Genomic DNA, 21208 nt, shown 5'->3' with positions numbered 1-21208 from the left:
TCTATCTGGTATCCCCCGGCAGCGTCGGTCTGCCGAGCAGTATGGCTTCGTAAATTTCGGTCGGTTTGAAGTTGCGATACTTCTCGACGATCGTCGTCGCCGCCGCGGTGTATTGGCGGTTAGCAACGACATTGCCGCTATCGGCATACCAGGATGCGAGTTGCAGATATCCGGGTACGTAGTTGGGTTCGTAATGGATGGCCAATTGGACCTGCTTGAAGGCTTCGGCGGAGTCGCCCAGGTTGTAGTAGGCGCCGGCCAGATTCTTCCGGGGAAATGGTACGTATGGATCGATTGTCAACATCTCGCTGTCGACCTGAATGATTTCCCGATACAGAGCGGAATCGCGCGCGGGATCTCCGGACAGCGAACGCAATAAAAGCGTCTCCATGTGGATATGCGGCTCCAACGATTGGGGACATGCGGAGATTGCGCGCGCGAGATAAGTATGGGCAGGTACAAGCAGTGCGGGATTTTTTCTGTCAATAGAGGCCTGCAGATAAACCATTCCGAGGTTGTCCAGAAACAGGGGATTGTCGGGCGCAATACGAATGGCCTTGAGATGGTACTGTTCGGCCTTCGCATAGTCGTTCCTGTCGTAAGCCTGATGGCCCATATCGTTGTAGTACAGCCCCATGCCTGGAATCAGCGTCGAAACGACGTAGGCTGCACCCAGCAGGACAGCAGCGAGAGCAACCTCACGCGCCGTCCAGGTTCGCCACGATTCCTTTTTTGCGAGCGGAAGGGGATCGGCCATTGAAAGCACGATCAAGGCCGACGCTGTTACCGGAATCGTCCAGCAATTATCGACAGCTGCATGCAGGCCCACGCCAGCGGCTGTCAATAAAGCCGCCTCGTGAAATATTCGTTGCTCCGGCCAGGCATTCCCGGCACGCTTCCAGACGAGGTAAATCAAATACCCGAGGAGCGAAAATAAAATCAGCGCGGCAGGTATGCCTTGTTCAGCAACGTGCTGAAGATACTCGCTATGCGCCATCTGTGCGCGTTTCAAATAACGGGCAACGGCGCCGTCGATCGGCAAGGTGTAGCGTTTGGAGATGTGGAAGTATTGGCCAAAGCCGACCCCAAATATGGGATTGTGCGCAATGATCGGAAGAGCTCCGCGCCAGATCTCGATCCGCGCATAGTTATATGGATCGTGTTCGCCGCGGTCGGTGAATTTCTGGATGAGGTAAGGACTGGATACAATGGCAGCTACCAGAAACAGCAGCCCCAGCATCAGCCAGACGGGCCGCGCGATCCGATTACGTCCGCGAATTGCGAGGATCACGATCATCACGGCGGCCGCCAGAGTCGCGCCTCGCGATGTCGTCTTGAAAATGCCGAAGAGTGTAAGGGCGCCTGAAACGCCTGCCGCGGCGCGCCACCGGAGGTCCTGACCGAAGACTGCTGCAGCCAATGCAACCGCCAGACCGATCAGGAGAAAAGTGCCGAAATAGTCGGTATTGTTGGGCGAAAATCCGGCCACCGGATATTTCTTCGTTATCAGGTCCTGCAGCACGTAAACGAGTCCGACGGCGGTAATCGCACCAAGAAGGAATCCCTTCCATATTGGCGATCGGTAGCGCGAATACTTTGCCAGGCCGAGAAACGCACAGGCAAAGAGCACGTACTTGTACCAGAGATATAAACCTTCGAAGTGCGATCCCTGGATCCGTAAGACCGAGATGACCATCAGCGCAAGGAGCAGTCCGGCGGCTCCCAGAAAGAATGAAGAAATCCGTTCACCGGCCCGACGGCAACCTGCAATCGACAGAACGGCGAGCAGGAGCAGCGCAGTGCGATATGTGAAGAAGGCCCAGGGGGCGCCGCCGCTGTTGCCCAACGTCGTGACGACAATGACAGTCAGAATGCAAAGCGTGAGTGCAAACTGCAGGTTGTCCTCAATCCCGAGCCGCTTCAGCATGGCAGACACTCTAGCATTGGTGCGATTCTCCGGAAGTGACGTTATTAATCAATCTTATTGACGGAATTTGTCATATTTTTGGCTTAAAGTTCTCGCAAACCATAGATATTGCTTCATCAGCAAGATGGCTACCCGTTTGCATTACTGTGTGCGGCCTCAGGTGGGGACTGTTGGGAGTTCGGTGGCCCGTTCCAAGTTTTCGGACCGGCGAAACAGACTTCGGCCTAGGAGAAAAAATTGATTTTGTTTAAACACGGAGGGCATAGACAAATGAAGAGTAATCGCGGGTTTTCGTTGTTGGAATTGTTGATCGTGGTGGCCATCATTCTGATCATTGCGACCATCGCAATCCCCAGTTTGCTGCGGTCGCGCCAAGCGGCACAGGAATCATCGGCCGTCGCACAGGTTCGAACCATTAACACGGCTGAAGTAACCTACCTGTCGTCGAATCAGGGCGCTTACGGTAATGTGATATCGCTGGTTTCCCAGGGTCTTCTGGACACCCGGTTCACGGGTTCGGTTTCGGGATACAACTTCACCGTATCCGCCTCGGGCACGGACTACACTGTTGGGGCAGCGCCGACATCGGCGAACGCCGGCCGGTTTGCCTACTATAGTTTGCCGGATGCAGTCATCCGCTACTCCACTGCTACGAGCGGTTGCGGCGGCCCCAATGGCAACTGTTTCCCGACGGGTCAGTCCGGAGCGCCGGTTGGCTAGAAGTTTTCCGATTCTGTCTTGATAAAAACGCGGATCGCCTTCGGGCGGTCCGCGTTTTTGCTTTTCCGGGGGATGACGTAAAGCGCAGGTTCAATGACTGTATTTTGTCATTCTTGACATAACGACTCCATTATAAGTGGTTGATAAGTATAAGCTTGCGAAATGGTTGCCCAGTTGCCATAGTTAGGGCGCTTGGGGAGGTAGATGCCGGGAGCGGCCGAACAGGCCGGGTTTTCACCGACGATTAACGATGAATAAAAGAAACGGCTTCTCTTTACTTGAACTGCTGCTCGTGGTTGCGATCATCCTGATCATTGCAACGATCGCCATCCCATCGTTGCTTCGTTCGCGGCAGAGTGCCAATGAAACCCATGCGGTTGCGAATATGAGAACGCTCAATACCGCGGAAGTTCAATATCTCTCGAACAGCCAGGGCCAGTACGGCAATATCGTGTCGTTGGTCTCGGCCGGCCTGCTGGATCTGCAGTACTCACAGCCGACATCGGGATATATCTTCAATGTTCAGGTCACGCCGGACAATTTGAATTACACGGCGACCGCTACCGCCGCCGGCTACAATGGCGGCCGCTACGACTATTACAGTGGCCCCGACTACGTCGTCCGATTCTCGACGGATCCCTCGCGCGCGCCCACGGGATACTCGGGTGCGCCCGTCCAATAGCTGGATCACACCAGGACGTGCGCTGGTCGTCTGCGCCGTCCTGGTTGCTGTTTGCTATGCCAATTCAATCCCCAATGCCTTCATTCTCGACGACGTTCTGATTGTCGCAGCCAACGAGCGCATCCGGCATATCGATCCATTCCATTTGCTGATTCAATCGTATTGGGGAGATCTCACCCACGCCGGGATTTACCGGCCGCTGACCATCTTTACTTTCTCGTTGGAATATCCGATCTGGCATGTATGGGCTCCAGGTTTCCGCCTCGTGAATCTGATGATTCACACCCTCAACGGCTGGCTCGTGTTTCTTCTCGTGAATGGTTTGCTGGAGTCGCCGTTAGCGGCGCTGGGTTCAGCCGCCGTATACGTTATTCATCCAATGCAGACGGAGGCCGTGGTCAGCATCGTCGGAAGAAGTGAACTTCTGGCCGCCGCATTCTTCTTCACCGCATGGCTCGCATTCCGGAAAGGCCGGACCGGCTGGTCCGCACTGGCGTATGTCCTGGCAGCGCTCTCGAAAGAGAGCGCCATCACATTCCCTGCGATCGCAATGCTCGATATGGCCTTACATGAAGGAGGAGTCAAAAAGGTCATTGCGGCATGGAAGCGATTTGCAGTCCTGGCTGCAGCCGGCGCGGGGTATCTTGCTTTGCGTTTTTACGCTTTGGGCGGCCTGGGAATTCCCACGAGCGGGCAGTATCTCGACGGCAAATTCACTTTGTCCCAGCGCTGGATTACATCCGGCCGCGTCTTCCTTCAGTATCTCCGGCTGCTGTTCATGCCGGTGCAGATTCCGAGCGACTACGATTTCAATTCGATTCCTGTGGCCGGCTTTAGAGATTGGGATGCATGGCTCGGTCTGGTTCTGGTTGCCGGACTGATCGTCCTGGCCCTCCGGCTGGCGAAAACGAAGCCGGCAGTCAGCCTGGGAATATTGTTTTTCTTTATCACGCTGCTTCCGGTTTCGAACTGGATCATGCCGATCGCCCTGCTGATGGCGGAGCGGTTTCTCTACACTCCTGCATTCGGATTCGCGCTGCTCGCCGGAATTGGCTGGGCTTCGATTCCGCGTGCCGAAGTCCGCTACATCGCCGCAACCGGGATCGTCGGCATCGCTGTCATCCTGTGCATAGGACACAATTACGTCTGGCGGAACACTCTGACGTTTCATGAAAACGCAGTACGCCTCGTTCCTCAGAATGCCCGGGCCCGCCTGGGATACGGCTTCGCCCTTATGCGAGTGGACAAAGCAGCGGAGGCGAAAGAGCAATTCGAGGCCGGTTTGAAAATCAAGCCGGGAAGCGCACCTCTGCTGGCGGGGTTGGCAAGCGCGACACTCCGCATCGATGGCCGGTGCGATCGCGTCCGCCCCTTGCTCGTGCAAGCTCTCAGGGCAGAGCCGGGACAATGGCAAAGCCTCTGGGTCCTGGGGGACTGTTTTTCAATGGAAGACAAAACGGAACAGGCGGAGCACAGCTACCGCCTGGCAATCCAGAATTCCGACCATCCGGATGCGAAGCTGCTGTTTTCGTGGGGGCATACGCTCGAAGCGATCGGCAGAATTCCGGCGGCGATTTCGGCTTACCAGCGGGCTGCGCTTATTGATCCAACCGACCCGGGAATCAAGATGAAGCTGAGCCAGATGGGGGCAGCCAACTAAAATGCATAGACCCACAACGAATCGCCAATGCGGTCAACCGGCGTGTACGTCTGCCACTCGCGGCTTACGCCTCTCATTCTCGCAACATAATGCGCGCTGACGATATAGACGCCAGGGGCGGGCCTTTGAGCCACCAGGAGACGGAACGATTCCGGCAATGGAATGTCCGGCGGGAGGCCGTAGTACTGCGGGTTGTCGATCGGCGAAAACGTGTGCATCCGGAGGTTCGTTATGTGATGGTCCCGCACGTATTGCGCGGCCTGTTTCACGCCCTGGCCCCAATCCACATTCGAATCGTCCAGCAACCACGGCCCTTGCGCAGCACCTCCTGCGAGCTCATTGAAATAGGGAATGTAGTTTGGAAACGCCCGGACGGCCGCGAACACCTGCCATGCGAGCAACGCCCCTATGACTATCGCACCGCCCCGCATCGACAAAATCCAGGGAACGATCCTGCTTGTCCAGATGAAGACGAACGGAAATATGGGAATCAAATAGCGCAGTCCGATCTGGTCGGCAGCCATCGAAATCAATGCCGTATAAAAGCAAATGACAGCCAGCAGTATCATTTCTCCCCAACTCGAGACGAAGCGCTTCGACACGAGGTGCAGCACCGCGAAAATAATGGCGATCAGCGTCGGCACTGTGGCCTTCACCAGAAATGCGGCCAGAAAGTAGTACCACCAGCCTCCCGGCTTCAGTTGGCCGAACAGATAAACCGGGTAGTGCTGAACGTGGTTTGCATTTACCAGAGAAGCATTCCTGAAATAGAGCAGCGGGGAACCCGAAAACAGATAGATCGCTTGAATCACGGCAAGCGAGGCTATCGCGATCAAGGCAAGCCGCCGCAGTGCCGTGCGGCGGTCGCGCGCGAGACAGAAAATCACGATCAGCACCGGCAGAAAAGCTCCCGAAAACTTGCTTCCCATGGCAGCGCCCAAAGCCAGGCCGGTGGCTATGTCCATACGCCACGAACGGACTTCACTGCCTTTCCAGAAAAGATAGAACGCCAGCACCGCGAAAACCGCCAGAGGCACATCGGTCGTGACGAGCATTCCATGGGCCAGCAGATTCGGGGAGAAGCTGTACATGGCCGCGGCAAAGAGGCCGGCCGGGATGCCGAACAGATCACGCGCCCACAGGAACGTCACAATGATGCCGGCCGCCGCCAGCAGCACCATCGCTGTACGGCTCCAGAACAGCAGGCGGTCGGCGTCGTTGCTGTAGAGAAAGTTAAATCCGAAAATCTCCTGCACCGGCGCTTTCCAGTCGTCATGGCTGGTGTCGAAAGCGGGATGAATGATCAGGAGCGGGAGCGCGGCAATCAATTTTGCCAGCGGCGGATGTTCGGGATTCAACCTGAAATCGCGCGTCTGCCAGTAACTGTATCCGGCCGAGAGGTGGATGGGTTCGTCGCTGGTGGCAGACAGTCTGGGAAGGGCAAGTAATGCCTGGAGGCAGAAAGCAATGATCAACAGGACAAGTGCGGGGACGCTCAGCAACCGCAGGGCTTTCTTTTTGTCGTTGATCATTGTGGCTATCTGCTACCTGAATGCATTGCCGAACGATCTTATCTTCGATGACGCGCCACTGGTTGCGTCTAATCCTGCGATTCGTTCCATTACGCCCGTCAAATTCCTCAAATCGCCGTACTGGGCGCAGCAGCAGTATGAGGGGATTTACCGGCCGTTCACTGTTTTTTCGCTTTCAGTCGATTACGCGATCTGGCAACGATGGGCGCCGGGATTCCGCCTGACGAATCTGGCGCTCCATGCCGTCAATGGGTTTCTGGTTTTTCTGCTGTGCACGAGCCTTACAGGCAACGGCATCATCCCGGTAGCGGCCATGCTGATCTACATCGTTCATCCGGTCCACACCGAAGCGGTGACCAGCATTGTCGGCCGAGGCGACCTCTTTTCCGCCTGCTTTCTGCTCGCCGCGTGGCTGCTGTTTCGTAAAGGCAAACCCGTCTGGTCGGCGCTTCTGTTCGCATTCGCTCTTTTGTCGAAAGAAAATGCAATCGTTCTGCCCGCAATCCTCGTGCTCGACCTGTGGCTCGCTGGAGGTTTCGATCGCGATTCCCGCACAAAATCGATATGGCGGCTGTTGGTCTATGTTCCCATTGCCGCAGCCTATCTTTTATTGCGTTTTTCGGTCCTCGGCGCCCTGGGCATTCCTCACGGAGCGCAATACATGGCCGGCCGGCTGACTTATTTTGAACGACTTCTGACCGCCGGTCGCGTTTTCATCAATTATCTGATTCTCATTTTCTTTCCGGTCAATGTTGCGGGGGATTATGACTACAACGCGATTCCAATCGCTCATGCGTCGAGTTGGGATGCCTGGCTCGGCCTGCTGCTCATCGTTGCGATCGGACTATGGGCGCTGTGGTACCGGCGCCGAAACCGGATCGTCAGCCTCGGCGTTCTGTTCGCATTTGTGGTTTTTCTGCCGGCCTCGAACTGGATTGTTCCCATCAGTGTGCTGATGGCGGAACGGTTTTTATACCTTCCGCTCATCGGCATATCGATTGCGCTTGCGTTCGCCTATAACGCCATCGCAAACGCCCGGCAAAGGCAGCTGGTGGCTGCCGGCGGCCTGCTGATTGCGATCGTTCTTTGTAACGGGCACGACTATATTCGCCGGAACGACTTCACCTTCTTCGCGAATATGGTTCGAGTTGTTCCGGACAGCGCCAAGGCGAGACTGGGTTATGGATTCGCTCTGATTAAGGAACGGCGGGTTGACGACGCAGGCACGCAACTCGAAGCAGGGCTCCGGATTATCCCGGATTATCCGGAACTGCTGAGCACGCTGGCGCTGACCAGGATCCACGACAACAACTGCGATCAGGCTTGGCCCCTGCTGAAACGGGCGCTTCAGGTCGATCCCGGACACGCCGATACCCGCCGCCGCATGGGCGATTGCTACATGATGGAAGGGAAGATGAAAGAGGCTGAAGCCATGTATCGCATGGCTATCGACTCCATACCCTATCCCGATGCAACACTGTACTTCAATTGGGCCCGCACCCTCGAGGAGACGGGCCAGAAACAGTCCGCCGCCGCCGCTTACCAGCGCGCGGCGATCGTAGACCCGGAAAACCAGGGTATCCAGGCGAAACTTCGGGAACTCCGTCATGAGGAATGATCGCTGGCCGGCGCGCATCGCAGTTCTTACGATACTGTCGATATATGCTGCAAGCCTTGTGGTCCGGCGCGATATCATGCCCGACGGACTGTTCAGCGACACGGCGCAGGAAGCGCTCCGCGGCATCTATCTGGTTCAGGGCAGACACTTCGAGGTCATTACCTCTTCGATCGGGAATTCTGCGGAGACCTTATATTTGTATCTGGTCGGCGGCATGGTGTCGGCATTTGGTCCGACGACCATAGCGATCCAGCTGACAAGCTGGCTCTTCGCGCTCGCCATTATCTATCTCATCTGCCGGTTGACCACCTGCATCAGCGAAACGATTCCGCTGTGGGTTCCGGCTCTGACAGCCGTTTCCTCGCTCTGGCTCTTTCATTATGCCCGCAGCGGATTGAGGGCCATCGCCGCACCGTTTTTTCTGGCACTGTTTGCTATGTTGCTGGATGGAGCGGAACGGCGGGCAGAAACCTGGAGAAGTATTCTCTGCGGTGCCGTTCTCGGCCTGAGTGTTTATTCATATACCGCCTGCCGCGTGCTGCCGATTGCATTCGTCGTGTATGCCATGGTCCGCTGCCTGAGCGAGCCGGAGAAAAGGGAATCTTTCAGACGGAAATACCTGGTGATCGCGGCAGCGGCATTCGCCACATCCATTCCCAACTTGCTGTTTCTGGCGATGCGGCCGCAGGACTTCCTGGCAAGGGGCGATTATGTGCTGGTCGGGAGCGCGTGGGACAAGCTGGTGAATGTCGCTTCAACCGCGCTATTGCCTTTTTACTATCCGGATCGTTACCGCGACATTGCGGGCCCCGGCTTTTTCTTTGATTCCATCAGCGCCGCCCTCACGGCACAAGGTCACAGTCCCCTTCGCATTGTGCTGATTGCGCCATTGATTCTCGGGCTTATCCAGACAAAGCGGTGGATCGTCAAGCCCGCTTTCGTGTTCCTGCTGGTGTCGTGGATCTCGGCCATTTTGATCCTTGGTGTTGCGGGTCCGAGCCTGACGCGGCTTTTTATCGTGCTTCCGGTCTATCTGGTGCTTGCGTCTTTGGGTTTCTGGACGCTCGTGACAAGGGTTCCCGCAGCCAGAACCGGCCTGATTGTTTTACTGATCTGGATCTGGTTTGCCGGCGACTATGACTATTTCTTCGGATCGGTCGACTCGCAGGTGGCTTCAATCTATTTTAACTCTGCAGCGACACGTGTCGGGGAAGGTGCGGAGCGCCTCGCTCGTCAAGGCCGGCGCGTCCTGTGCGTTGTTTCCAGGGACAAAGACGTGGTTGTGTTCCTGACTCACGACGAAAGCAGGCGTGTCGGCATCGTGGAGTTTTACGAACGTCCTCTCGATCCTTCGCAGATCCCGCTTTCAACGTTCCAGGCCGACGATCTGCTGATCGAGAAGAACGAAAGTTTCAATTGGTTTGCAGGGCGGTTCCCGAAAGAGTGGCGAGCCGGATACGAGGACGGGTTCTACGACATTCGCTTTCCCACGCGGGGAAATTAGACGAATGCGATAAAATGCTGGTCAGAGGCAGGCTCGACCGGCATGATCACATCGCAGCGCGACCGGCAGTGAGTGTACGAAGAATTCTACGGCCTTCGTGAACCTCCTTTCAGCCTGACGCCCGATCCGCGATTTTTTTTCAGGAGCGAATCGCACATCCGTGCATATGAACTGCTTCGGTATGGACTGCATCGCGGCGAAGGGTTCATCGTTGTCTACGGTGACATCGGAACCGGCAAGACGACCTTGTGCCGGGCTGTTCTCGAAAACCTGCCGCATACGGTGATTTCCCAGGCGGAACTGGACAAGAATCCAAGAATTTCCAAGGACGACCTGATTGCGCACCTGAACACCTTTCTCCTATCGCTGGTGTCGGTCGGCCGCCGGGCACTCCTGATCATCGATGAGGCGCAGAACATTCCAGTGGCGACACTGGAGCAGATCCGGATTCTTTCCAATCTTGAAACGCATCAGCAAAAGCTGCTGCAGATGGCCAGCCCGCGTCGATTTTTCACGACAGAGCCCTTCGGCTTATCCATCGTTACTCGAACGGGACGCCCCGATTGATCAACGTCCTCGCCGAACGGTGTCTGACTGCCGGCCTCGCCGCTCAGTCGAAATCGATCGACCGCAGGATCGCGAAGCAAGCGATCGAAACCCTGGAGCTTTCCCGGCCGCGATGGTCTGCGCGGGTTCTCGTACTCGTAGCGGCTCTGGTCTCGGCATTCTGTATCCTGCTGCTGCTTCGTTTTTTCACCACTGACATTATTCAGGCTCAGTGCAAAGCCAGCGCTCAGGATGCGGCTGCCGATTTGCTGTTTGAAGACCTGCGAGCTTCGCGAGGCAGCGAACAGACAACGTTCGCACCCTTGGAGCCGGCCGTTCGTACGCTCCCGCTCCATAGCGAGGCATTGATCAGGCTCGCCCGGTACGCCATGGTCTGGAGCCCTACTCCTTTGGAGCGTTCAGGCTCGGCCGGAAGACCGATGCCGTCGTCCCGGACGGACAGCGCGATTCTGTTATCGTCGGTCCGCATGACGATCCATATATGTTTCCCATGGCTGTGTTTCACGGCATTGTTGACGGCTTCTTGCGCAATACGGAACAGATGATAGGCGGTTACATTTTCCGGGATCACCACCTGGCCAACGCGCCGGAATCTGCAGCTGATTCCGGTCCGTTTTTCTATGCTTCCTGCCAGGGCGCGAAGAGCAGCAATGAGATTCTGCCCGTCCAGGTCGGCGGGAATCAAACCTCGTGCGATTTCGCGCACCTGCGACGCAGCATCACAGACCAGGCCCACCAGTTCCCGAGCCTTGCGCGACTGATGTATGGAACTCCTGGCAAGCCGCGTCTGGAAACTCTTCGCGAACAATCCAATGCTGACCAGGTTTTGACAGACCCCATCGTGCAGTTCCTGTCCGATACGCCGCTGTTCTCTCTCGGCGATTTCAATGACGATCCCTTCGAGGAAACGCCGTTGTAGAGCCGCTGCCAGAATGTTGCCAAGAGACTGCAGGAACCGCATATCCTCTTCCGAGAAGACTCGACGGACTGTCGTCAAGGCGCTGATGACGCCGAAGGGGCGATCGACCAGCGGTATGGGAACCACGCCGCCGCTGAAGATTCCGTAACGCCGGTAAATGGCGGTAGCTGAAAACCGGGTTTCACTGCCAATGTCCTCGAAGGCCACTGCTTCATTGTGAAGGACCGCATATCCGCCGGCAGATTGGGCACCTGAAGGAAGGGCTATCTGATTGACGAGCGCAGGGTCCCAGCCTGTACTGGTACGAAGGATCAGACCAGTGCCATCGTGGGTTAACTCCATAATATTGCAATAGTCGACGCGAAGGGTCTTCGTCACAACCGCAGCCGCTTCGTGAAGCAGTGAAGACGTGTCGCCACCTGCCAAAGCCTGCCGGCTAAATTGAAGGATGGCGTCTTGCTGTCTTACACGAACTCGCAGCGATTCTTCCGCCTTTATCCGCTCCGTAAGGTCCACGCTCATGCCGCCGATCATGACGACCGAACCGCTTTCGTCGATCATCGGGAACTTGTGGGCCAGGACATGCCGCATCTCGCCGTCCTTGATGAAATGCTCGACGGTCTGCAAAGGCCGGCATGAAGAGAGGACTAACTTATCGTTCGAGCAATATTCTTTAGCAACTTCCGGCGGCCATAGTTCTGCATCGGTTTTGCCGAGCCATTCCCCGCGAAATGGGGGCACCTCTTTAAGGACAGGTTCGTTGGCGTAGACATACCGGCCCTTGATGTCCTTGATCCAGGCAAGCCCCGGCATATTGTCCATGAATAACAAAAAGCGCTTTTCGCTTTCGCGAATCGCCTGTGCCGAGGCTTCGGTCTTCCGGGCAGCTTCTTCTTCCAACTCGCGAATGCGGCGCTCGAGTCTAGCGACCTTCCGTCGAACCATGGGACCCTCTTTCAGCTGTGTTAATCCATCCTATTCCGATTACGTGCCGCCGCGAAATCTATAAAGCAAAGCCTTCGCGTGGATCGACGGTGCGAATTTGCGTTCCGGCTACTCTTTCATCAATGGACCGCCTCCGGGCGCGCCAGCAACAGGTGTTCATACGGCCCGTTTCTTCTGGCCTCGGGATACTTCGTGTCGATGTCCATTGCTTTTTGCCGATATTGAGCGGCGCCGTCGATATTGCCGGCTTCGTTCGCCCAATCCGCCATCGTCAGGTACGCCGCCACATAGTTTGGTTCGATCTCTATTGCGTGCCGGAGTTCCTCCTGCGCTTCCTGTTTTCGCCCACCGCGATAGAGAGCTTCTGCCAGGTTCTTGCGGACAAATGGATCAAACGGATCGACGCGTAAGATGTCGCGGTCGATCAGCGCAATCTGAGGATGGATTCGCCGGTCGGTATCCGGGTTGCCCGTCAGGCTCAAAATCAGAGCCCGCTCGAGGTGACTCCAAGGCTCCTTTGAGTCGGGATTTGCGTCTGCCGAGTGGGCAAAGAAATCCTCCGCCGCGCCGATCCAGCGCCGATCGTGGGTCTGCTCATAGCGGGCCAGGCAGAGCATTCCGCGATCATCCAACAGTGCGGAGTGCAGCGGAAGGATGTCGGCCGCAATCTGGTAATCCGCTTCGGCTTTATCCAAATCGTTGGCGGCGAAGGCTTGAGATCCGAGTTGATTGAAGCGGAGACCGATGCCGGGTATCAGCGTTGAATGCGCATAGATGATCAGAGTCAGGATCGCCAAAGCCACTTTTCCGCTGGTTGTCCAGTTGAGATTCGGCTTCCAATCCGCATCCGGCAGAACATCTGCGAGGCCGAAAATCACCGTCCACGCGGCCATTACCGGAACAACCCAGTTGTTGTCGAACAGGGCATGCGCGGCTAAACCGACGGTACTCAGGATGGCCGCTTCCTGAATGGCGCGGGACTCGACTGTGCAGGTTTCTGCCCGCTTGATGGCCAGCCACATCAGATATCCCGCAAGACTCAGCAGGAGGAGCGCCGCCGGCACACCGGTCTCCGCGGCATATTGCAGATACTCCGAATGGGCGATCCCGGGCCGTTGGGCATACCGGGCGGCACGTTCGCTTTCGAGCGCGGGAGCATATCTCCTCGAAACGTGCACGAATTGACCGAGGCCGACGCCGAACACCGGATGGTCCCGGATCAAGCGCAGGGTTTGCGCCCAGATTTTCGGCCGCATGTAGTTATAGGGGTTGCTGCTGCCGACGTCGGTGAATTTCTGTACCAGGGAGGGACTGAAGATCACTCCGGCCGCCAGCAGGATTCCCAGCACGGCAAGTCCGGCGAATTTCGAGATCCATGCTCCGTGGTTAAAGCGGAGGGCAGCCGCGATGACGACCAGGAAAGCCGCGACCGTTGCACCGCGGGACAAAGTTTCAATGATTCCAAAATAAAAAAAACAACAGCCGGCGGCGCCAACAGCGCGTTGCAGTCGTTCGGTTCGAAATAGTGCGATGGAAAGGCAGATGGAAAAACCGACCAGCAGGAAGGAGCCCAGATAGTCCGGATTTGCAAAACCGGCGTAGATAGGGCGCGTGCGGGAAGCGAGCCCAGCGATCAGATAAGCAGCCTGGATTGCAACCACCAGCCAGAGGATCCGCATCTTCCAGGCGGCCGGCCGGCTTCTGCTGTAGGCGGCAAACACCACGAATGCCGCGGCGAACAGAACGAACTGGTACCAATAATAGAACCCTTCAAACGGCGAAGGACTTCGCAGGAACGAGAGCATCAGGAGACATGCCGCGAAGCCGGCGGCCAGAAACTTTGGACAGACCGGGAAGGACCGGTTGCGGTAAAGCTGACGGCCGCACCAGAAGGTGATCGCAAAGAGGAGGGAGCGGTAGAGCAAAAGGATTAAAGGCTGTGTCCCCTCGCTGCCCAGAGCGCTGACGGCAACCAGGGCCGCCACCAAAAAGGTCAACATCGCGGCGCTACTCTAGCATCAGTGCCATGCAACAGGTGAATAGATGGTCGGAAATGGAGTCCCGGGCCGCGACTGCATAATCGTTTTCGGGTGCGTCTTGGTCAACATTCCCCCGGTTTTTTGTTAACCTTTAGAAATGTATCTCTCCCTGATCCTGTTCCTGACATTCCTGCACCCACAGGGGACAAACGAGGCCAAGCGGCTGAATGAGGTCTACGACCTGGTTCACGGTGTGGAACGAACATTCGCCCAGATGAAGGACTTCAACGCGGATTTTGTTCAAATTGACCAAAATCCTTTGAACCGAAACCATCAGGCCTCGGGTCATTTATATCTGATGAAGCCGCGGAAGATGCGATGGGAATACAAGAGTCCGGAAGAGGAACTGTTCGTTTCGGATGGAAAAACGGTGTATTTCTATTTCCCAGCCGATCATCAGGTCAATAAGGAAGCGGTGAAGGAGACGTTTGATGAACGCATGCCGCTGATGTTCCTGGTCGGGCGGTCGAATCTAAGCGGAGAGTTCACTCAATTTGAAGGGCTTACGACGAAGCCCTTCCTGCAAGGAACCGAGGTCATTCGGATGTACCCCAAGCGCAAAACCGATATCAAGGACGTGGTTATGGAAGTGGATCCGGCCAACTACCAGATTCGACGGCTCATACTTGACCACACCGACGGTTCCACCTCCGAATTCATCTTTTCGAATATCCGGATCAACACCGGCCTGAAGAGCGATCTTTTTGATTTCAAAATACCTGCCGGTGTACAGGTCGTACAGGGGATCGGGCAGTAGTTCTGCCTCCATTTCATGGAATTCAGCTGCAAATACGCCAAGCCTACGGGCGAGATCGTCAAGACTGTTCTGGTCGGCCAGAGTATGGAAGAAGTCCGCCATCACCTTCAAGAACAAGGACTTCTGCCGATTGATGTGCGGCCGCGAGGCTTATCGGTGTCCATCCGGCGCCGGAAGCGGCAGCCGACGATCAAAGCCGACGATTTCATCATGTTCAACCAGCAGTTTGTCGCGCTGATCCGCGCCGGTTTGCCGATTATAAAAGCTCTGGATCTGCTTAAGGATCGGATCTCTAACCCATTGCTGCGAGAGCACATGAGCGATGTACGGGAGCGTGTATTTTCGGGCGCTATGCTGTCGGAGGCGCTGCGTGCCCAGGAGGTCTTTCCCACCGTATATACTGCCTCGATATTTGCAGGAGAGCGCAGCGGGAACCTGGTCGAAGTTATCAACCGCTACGTCCAATATCAGAAGACAATCACCACGGTTCGCAAAAAGTTCCTGAATTCATTGATCTATCCGGCATTTTTGATTGTCCTTGCAATAGTGATGATCGGGGTCATTTTGACCTACGTCATCCCGAAGTTTGGCGAACTGTATGCTGACTTGAACACGCCGCTGCCGTTTACAACCCGGTTCCTGATCGGGCTTTCGGACGCGATCCGGAGTAACCTCGCTCTGGTGGCGCCGTTAATCATCGGGGGCCTTATTGCGCTGAAGATCTGGATTGGCAGCCGCCGGGGGCAGCAGTGGCTGGACGAATTGAAATTGACGGTGCCGATCGTCGGTCATATCTGGACGATGTTTTCGATGGCGCAGCTGTCGCGGACGCTGGCGACGCTTCTGCAGGGTGGTATTCCACTGGTTGCCGCGCTGGAGGTTGCGCGCGATGCGTCCGGAAATCGAGTCATCGGCGATTCGATCCGCAACGCGATCGGTCAGGTCAGGGAGGGTCAGGCATTGTCTGAAAGTCTGGATCGTACGGGACACTTCCCGGACCTGGCGCTGGAAATGATTCGCGTCGGAGAGCAGACCGGCTCGCTGCCGGACATGTTGAACCACGTTGCGGATTTCTATGACGAGGACGTCAACATCCGATCGACGGCGCTGTTGAGCTGGGTTGAACCGGTGATCCTTTTGTGCGTCGCCGTGTTCATCGCCTTCGTATTGATTTCGCTGTATATGCCGATATTCAGCCTGGGGAGTGCGGTACAGGGATGAAAGAAGTTGCAGAGAACAAGGAGCGGGCGCAGTCGGTTGCGAAGCAGCTTGCGGAGCGCTATCGCTACGAGTTCGTCGATTTGAAGGGAACTCACCTGGATCTCGAGCTGTTTCGCTCGATTCAGGCCGATCTCATGTTTCGCTACAACTTCGTTCCGCTGCGCGTCGAGGGAAACGCTCTGGTTGTCGCGATGGCCGATCCCAGCGACCTTGTCGTTGTCGACGAAGTTGCAGCGCTGCTCGGCCGGCCGCTCACCATTAAAGTTGCGGCGCTGGCCGAAATTCAGGACCTCCTCAAGAAATCGGAATCTTCACAGCGCATGCTGGATGAGGCGACCGAAGGCTTCAAGCTCGACCTTATCCGGGAAAACGAAAGCGGCGAAGAGACGATCACGATCGAGAAGATCACTCAGGGAGAATCGAGCCCGATCATTCGCCTCGTCGATACGATCATTTTCACGGCGCTCGAGCGGCGCGCGAGTGACATTCACATCGAGACGCGGGATGCGGAAGTCGGCGTCAAATACCGGATTGACGGCTCGCTGAACGAAGCCATGGCGCCGATCGCCAAGGAGCATCACTCGACGATCATTTCGCGAATCAAAGTCATGTCGGAGCTCGATATTTCCGAACGCCGTGTTCCACAGGACGGACGATTCAAAACGCGATACAAAGGCCGCTCGATCGACTTCCGTGTCTCGATCATGCCGTCGATCCACGGCGAGGACGCCGTCATCCGTATTCTCGATAAGGAATCCCTGAGCGAAAAGTTCCGTACTTTGAGCCTGGAAGTTGTCGGTTTTTCCGAGTCCGACATCAAGAAGTTCCGAAAATACATTCTTGAACCCTACGGAATGGTGCTTGTCACAGGGCCCACAGGCAGCGGCAAAACCACGACGTTGTATGCGGCCTTGATGGAAATCAGGAACGAAGAAGACAAGATCCTGACGATCGAAGACCCCGTCGAATACCAGATCCGGGGTATCACTCAAATTCCGGTCAATGAGAAAAAGGGTCTTACCTTTGCACGCGGCCTGCGGTCGATTCTCCGCCATGATCCGGACAAGATCATGGTCGGTGAGATACGTGATGTGGAAACGGCGCAGATCGCGATTCAGTCCGCGCTCACGGGACACCTGGTATTCACCACCGTCCACGCCAATAATGTCGTCGACGTTCTTGGCCGCTTTCTCAATATGGGCGTCGACCCGTACAACTTCGTGTCGGCCTTGAATTGCATCCTGGCGCAACGCCTTGTCCGGATGATATGTGCCAATTGCCGCAAACCGGTTCGGTTGCCCGAACAGGCCTTGATCGAAGCGGGTTTGAATGTCGATGAATATCGCGATTTCACCTTCTATGAAGGCGAAGGATGCCTCGAGTGCAACGGAACGGGCTTTCGCGGCCGCACCGCCATCCACGAACTGCTTGATCTTTCCGATCGCATCCGCGAAATGATCATCGAGCGTAGGCCGACCTCGGAAATCAAGCGTGCCGCACATGAGGAGGGCATGACTTTCCTCCGGGATCACGCGCTCGACAAGGTATTTTCCGGCACGACGACCCTGAAAGAAATTAATAAGGTGACGTTCATTGGATAAAAGTCTTCTGGCAACCGTCACCGAGATTTTCAAGCCTCAGGTGCCGCTGTGGGCTTGCGAACTGACGTCCAGACATCTGATCGTGGCCGGCTTGAATTCGCGCCGGACACAGATTTCGGACAAGTGGACGATGGAACTGCCCACCGGCATCCAGATCGCTGCGGCGCGGCCGCAGGTGCGGCAGGCGCTGGAGCAGGTTGGGTTCAAGGGCTCGGAAATTGCCGTTGTCGTTCCGGATGAGACGGCAAGAATCTCGTTCATCACGGCAGAGAATCCTTCGAAAACTCCGGAGGAACAGCGGGCCTTCATCCGGTGGAAGCTCAAAAAGACGGTGCCTTTTGACGTCGATACCGCGCAGGTTGCCTATCGAATCGTCGGACCCAGTCGCAGCGGATCGGGGGTGGACATGCTGGTCGCGGTGTCGCCCCGTTCGGTTGTCGAAGAGTACGAGAAACTGTTCGACTCACTCGATATTCACGCAGGCATGGTCCTGCCATCCACGCTGGCGGCCCTTAACCTGTTCGTTCCGCCGGTGACCGATGCATTGTTTGTGAAGGTCGCGCCGGACTGCATTACGACTACGGTGTTTCAGAACCGGCAGGTTCGGTTCTATCGCCGCGTGACGGACCTGCCGCTGTACGACGCGGTATATCCGACGATCATGTACTACCAGGACAAACTCGGCGGACGGTCGCTGGAACAATTCGTCCTGTGCGGTTACGACTCGGATTTGGAGAACTCCGTCGAGGAGATCCAGCAGAAACTGGAACTTGCCGCACAGCGCATGGAGCCAAAGAGTGTCGACGACATTTTCAAGCCGGCGCTCGGCGCGGTCCATCTCAAGCCGGAGAGCGTTCTGTGAGCGCCGAATTCGACCTGAATCTTTCGAACCGCCCCTTTCCGGCCTACCGCGCAGCCAATATCGCGCTGGCGGCGATTCTGGTCGTTCTTATTGTCGTTTCCGCCTGGCAGGCGCACGGGTTCCTCCGCTATTCGCGCCGGGCGCGGTCGATCCGCGGGACAGAGCAGGAATTGCGTGTCGACGCGGCAGCCCTGCAACAACAGATGTCGGCACTGGAATCACGCCTGGACACGCCGGAGTCGACGGCAAAGCTGAATGAGATCGGCTTTCTGAACCATCTGATCCTGCGCAGAGATTTTTCATGGACCCGGCTGTTCGCGACTCTCGAGGAGATGGTGCCGGATAACGTCCACTTGAGCAACCTGACGCCGAATATCGGGGGCGATGGCTCGATCATTCTCCATCTTGGGGTGAAGGCGAAGACCGTCGCCGACGTCACTGTATTCATAAAACGCCTGGAGCAGTCGCCCGTTTTCGAAAATGTCGTTGTTTCCGCAGAGGAAAAAAAGGAGCCCTCGCTTTCCAGTGATGTGGACATCACTTTGGCGGCCGTCTACTACCCGCAGAGGGATGTCCGATGAAAACGTATCGCCGTCAGCGGCAACACTATCTGTTCGCCGGGGTGCTGGGGACGATCGCCGTCGTGAACATTCTCTTCTATGTGATTCTTTATCGTCCGGTGCGCTCCGAGTATTTCAGGCTGCAGGATTCGATTCAGAAAACACGGGTCGAGGGGACAACCCGCCGGCAAAAGATCGACCGGCTGGATAAACTCAGTAAGCAGCTCGAAACCTCAGCGCAGGACCGCGCTCAACTGATCACAATGCATTTTCTGCCGCGAACCCCGGGTTGGTCCGAACTTTTGCCGCTCCTGGAAGAGGCCGTGCAAAAGACCGGGGTCAAAAATCTGCATCAGGATTACACCATCGATCAGGCTCCGCAATATGGACTGTATTCCGTTAAAATAAGATTACCGGTGACCGGACCTTATCAAAACGTCGTCAACCTGCTCAAAGAGCTCGAAGAGTCCCAGACATTTTTCATTATCAACTCTATCGACGTTCAAGGCGGTTCGGAGACCGCGACCCGGGATCTGGTAATGGCATTGAATCTGGAAACGTTCTTCTATCAATGAGTAAACAGGATCGGCGGAAACTCAGCATTCTGGTTGTCCTTCTGGCTGTTTTGGGGCTCATTCTCGTGATGGGTTACTGGATGAATCAGCCGGCGACGACCGCTGCCGTGCAGCCGCCGGAAACAAAGACCTCGGCGAATCCCCCGGCGCCGAGCGACGCCAGTATCCGTATGAATCTTTTGGATAAGTCCGAAGGAGATGCAGACGTCGGAAGGAAGAATATTTTCGAATACAGGCAGCCGCCGCCACCTCCTTCGGTGCAGCGGGGGCTCTCTTCGCCCGGGTCTTCGCAGCCGGGCGGTTTTGGCGTGCCTCCTGGCGGGATACGCCAGCAGGCGCCGGTTGCTCCGCCGGGGCCGCCGCCGATTCCTCTCAAGTATCAGGGCTATCTGACGCTGGATACGCCGACCGGCGGGTTCACCGCAGTTATTGGCGACGACACCAGACACTACAACGTTACGGTTGGCGAAGTATTGATGGGCCGCTACCGGATTCTGGCGATTACGGACAAGGTTGTCGATGTCGAAGATCTTGCGTACAACCGCCGGCAATCGCTGCCCCTCGCGAAATGACTAAGAAGACTCACCGCGGCGACGCCGGTTTTTCGCTTGCCGCAATTGTGATGTTTGCCACCATCACGTCGATCTTCATCGCTGCGGCGATCCCTGCGTACCAGACACAGATGAAGCGGGAACAGGAAGCAGAATTGATTTTCCGCGGCGGTGAATACACTCGCGCCATACAGAAATATCAGCGCAAGCTGGGAGTGTATCCGACCTCCGTCGATCAGCTCCTTTCAACCAACGGCTTGCGTTTTTTGCGGCATGCGTACAAGGACCCGATCACGGGCAAAGATTTCCGGCTGATTACGCTTAATCCCGACGGGAGTCTGAACGGCTCCACGATACTTCAGCAGAACATGAATAATCAGCCCCTGTTCGGCAACACCTCGACAGGAACTCAAATCGGGCAACAGCCCTTCCAGTCCCAGACGCAGAACCCGCAGCAACCCGGCGGAGGCTTTGGAACCGGGTTTGGAACCGGCAACAGTTCGTCCACAACCACGCCGGGATTCAGTGCACCGGCCGGGCAACAGCAGGGATTCGGGCAGCAATCCGCACAGCAGCCGGGCCAATCGACGAATACGCAACCGGGGCAAGGCCTTCAGGGAGCAAACACTCTGAGCCAGACGACCGGGGTCAGCCGGGGAATTGTCGGAGTCGCCTCCGATTCCGACAAGCCATCGCTCAAAATCTATAACAACCGCCAGAAATACAGGGAGTGGGAATTCGTCGCCATTCTCGGACAACAGGGCCAGCTCAATCCGCAACAGTTGAATCCGCAAGGCGGAGTTCCCGCAAACGGGCAAACATCAACCAATCCGTTTCAGACTTCAAGTCAGACGCCAGGACAGGCGCCGAATCCGATTACCGGGCAGTCCTCCGGCCAGACGCCAACGTCGTCGGCATTCGGCCCGCTGGGAGGTTCTTCGTTCGGAACGGGCCAGCAGCCGAAATAG

At 56.4% G+C, this 21208-nt stretch carries 18 protein-coding genes; 14 read left to right on the top strand and 4 right to left on the bottom strand.

Annotation, left to right across the window (positions count from 1 at the left end):
* Position 1 precedes the first annotated feature (1 nt).
* Positions 2-1927, bottom strand: a complete 1926-nt coding sequence (locus VGK48_03080; protein ID HEY2380145.1) for an O-antigen ligase family protein — start codon at positions 1925-1927, stop codon at positions 2-4.
* A 270-nt stretch (positions 1928-2197) separates the two neighbouring features.
* Here VGK48_03080 and VGK48_03075 point away from each other — a divergent pair, with 270 nt between their 5' ends.
* The 3 genes from VGK48_03075 (at position 2198) to VGK48_03065 (ending at position 4989) form a co-directional block, all read left to right on the top strand.
* Complete coding sequence (locus tag VGK48_03075) at positions 2198-2647, top strand: prepilin-type N-terminal cleavage/methylation domain-containing protein (GenBank protein HEY2380144.1); 450 nt, start codon at positions 2198-2200, stop codon at positions 2645-2647.
* 250 nt (positions 2648-2897) lie between these two features.
* Positions 2898-3329, top strand: a complete 432-nt coding sequence (locus VGK48_03070; GenBank protein ID HEY2380143.1) for a type II secretion system protein — start codon at positions 2898-2900, stop codon at positions 3327-3329.
* Positions 3313-4989 carry a tetratricopeptide repeat protein gene (locus tag VGK48_03065; protein ID HEY2380142.1) on the top strand — a complete coding sequence of 559 codons (1677 nt, stop codon included), beginning with the start codon at positions 3313-3315 and terminating at the stop codon, positions 4987-4989. Before VGK48_03070 ends, VGK48_03065 begins: the two co-directional genes overlap by 17 nt.
* On the opposite strand, the gene VGK48_03060 is transcribed toward VGK48_03065, so the two are convergent.
* The gene (locus VGK48_03060) at positions 4986-6521 is read right to left on the bottom strand and encodes a glycosyltransferase family 39 protein (protein HEY2380141.1); all 1536 of its coding nucleotides are present in this window, start codon (positions 6519-6521) and stop codon (positions 4986-4988) included. The genes VGK48_03065 and VGK48_03060 overlap by 4 nt on opposite strands.
* Before the next feature lie 25 nt (positions 6522-6546).
* Here VGK48_03060 and VGK48_03055 point away from each other — a divergent pair, with 25 nt between their 5' ends.
* The 3 genes from VGK48_03055 (at position 6547) to VGK48_03045 (ending at position 10210) form a co-directional block, all read left to right on the top strand.
* On the top strand, positions 6547-8139 hold the full coding sequence (locus tag VGK48_03055; GenBank protein ID HEY2380140.1) for a tetratricopeptide repeat protein: 1593 nt from the start codon (positions 6547-6549) through the stop codon (positions 8137-8139).
* Positions 8129-9643, top strand: coding sequence for a hypothetical protein (locus tag VGK48_03050; protein ID HEY2380139.1), 1515 nt, complete (start codon positions 8129-8131; stop codon positions 9641-9643). Before VGK48_03055 ends, VGK48_03050 begins: the two co-directional genes overlap by 11 nt.
* 72 nt (positions 9644-9715) lie before the next feature.
* Complete coding sequence (locus VGK48_03045; protein HEY2380138.1) at positions 9716-10210, top strand: AAA family ATPase; 495 nt, start codon at positions 9716-9718, stop codon at positions 10208-10210.
* Positions 10211-10436: 226 nt separating this feature from the next.
* On the opposite strand, the gene VGK48_03040 is transcribed toward VGK48_03045, so the two are convergent.
* A complete protein-coding gene (locus VGK48_03040) occupies positions 10437-12074 on the bottom strand; it encodes a PAS domain-containing protein (GenBank protein HEY2380137.1) in 1638 nt (545 codons plus the stop codon).
* A gap of 119 nt (positions 12075-12193) precedes the next feature.
* On the bottom strand, positions 12194-14074 hold the full coding sequence (locus VGK48_03035; protein ID HEY2380136.1) for an O-antigen ligase family protein: 1881 nt from the start codon (positions 14072-14074) through the stop codon (positions 12194-12196).
* A 136-nt stretch (positions 14075-14210) separates the two neighbouring features.
* On the opposite strand from VGK48_03035, the gene lolA reads away from it, so the two are divergent.
* Genes lolA through VGK48_02995 form a run of 8 tightly spaced genes read left to right on the top strand, consistent with a single transcriptional unit; the run spans position 14211 to position 21208 of the window.
* Complete coding sequence (gene lolA / locus VGK48_03030) at positions 14211-14870, top strand: outer membrane lipoprotein chaperone LolA (protein HEY2380135.1); 660 nt, start codon at positions 14211-14213, stop codon at positions 14868-14870.
* Between the two features lie 15 nt (positions 14871-14885).
* A complete protein-coding gene (locus VGK48_03025) occupies positions 14886-16091 on the top strand; it encodes a type II secretion system F family protein (protein HEY2380134.1) in 1206 nt (401 codons plus the stop codon).
* The gene (locus tag VGK48_03020) at positions 16088-17692 is read left to right on the top strand and encodes a GspE/PulE family protein (GenBank protein ID HEY2380133.1); all 1605 of its coding nucleotides are present in this window, start codon (positions 16088-16090) and stop codon (positions 17690-17692) included. Before VGK48_03025 ends, VGK48_03020 begins: the two co-directional genes overlap by 4 nt.
* Positions 17685-18554: a hypothetical protein gene (locus tag VGK48_03015; GenBank protein ID HEY2380132.1), complete on the top strand. Its 870-nt coding sequence runs from the start codon at positions 17685-17687 to the stop codon at positions 18552-18554. The genes VGK48_03020 and VGK48_03015 overlap by 8 nt, the downstream gene beginning before the upstream one ends.
* Positions 18551-19135, top strand: coding sequence for a PilN domain-containing protein (locus VGK48_03010; GenBank protein HEY2380131.1), 585 nt, complete (start codon positions 18551-18553; stop codon positions 19133-19135). Before VGK48_03015 ends, VGK48_03010 begins: the two co-directional genes overlap by 4 nt.
* The gene (gene pilO, locus VGK48_03005; GenBank protein ID HEY2380130.1) at positions 19132-19689 is read left to right on the top strand and encodes a type 4a pilus biogenesis protein PilO; all 558 of its coding nucleotides are present in this window, start codon (positions 19132-19134) and stop codon (positions 19687-19689) included. Before VGK48_03010 ends, pilO begins: the two co-directional genes overlap by 4 nt.
* Positions 19686-20261, top strand: a complete 576-nt coding sequence (locus VGK48_03000; GenBank protein ID HEY2380129.1) for a hypothetical protein — start codon at positions 19686-19688, stop codon at positions 20259-20261. The genes pilO and VGK48_03000 overlap by 4 nt, the downstream gene beginning before the upstream one ends.
* On the top strand, positions 20258-21208 hold the full coding sequence (locus tag VGK48_02995) for a hypothetical protein (GenBank protein HEY2380128.1): 951 nt from the start codon (positions 20258-20260) through the stop codon (positions 21206-21208). The genes VGK48_03000 and VGK48_02995 overlap by 4 nt, the downstream gene beginning before the upstream one ends.

This window comes from Terriglobia bacterium, from assembly GCA_036496425.1.
Taxonomy (GTDB): domain Bacteria; phylum Acidobacteriota; class Terriglobia; order 20CM-2-55-15; family 20CM-2-55-15; genus 20CM-2-55-15.
This window is presented reverse-complemented; position numbering and strand designations above follow the sequence as displayed.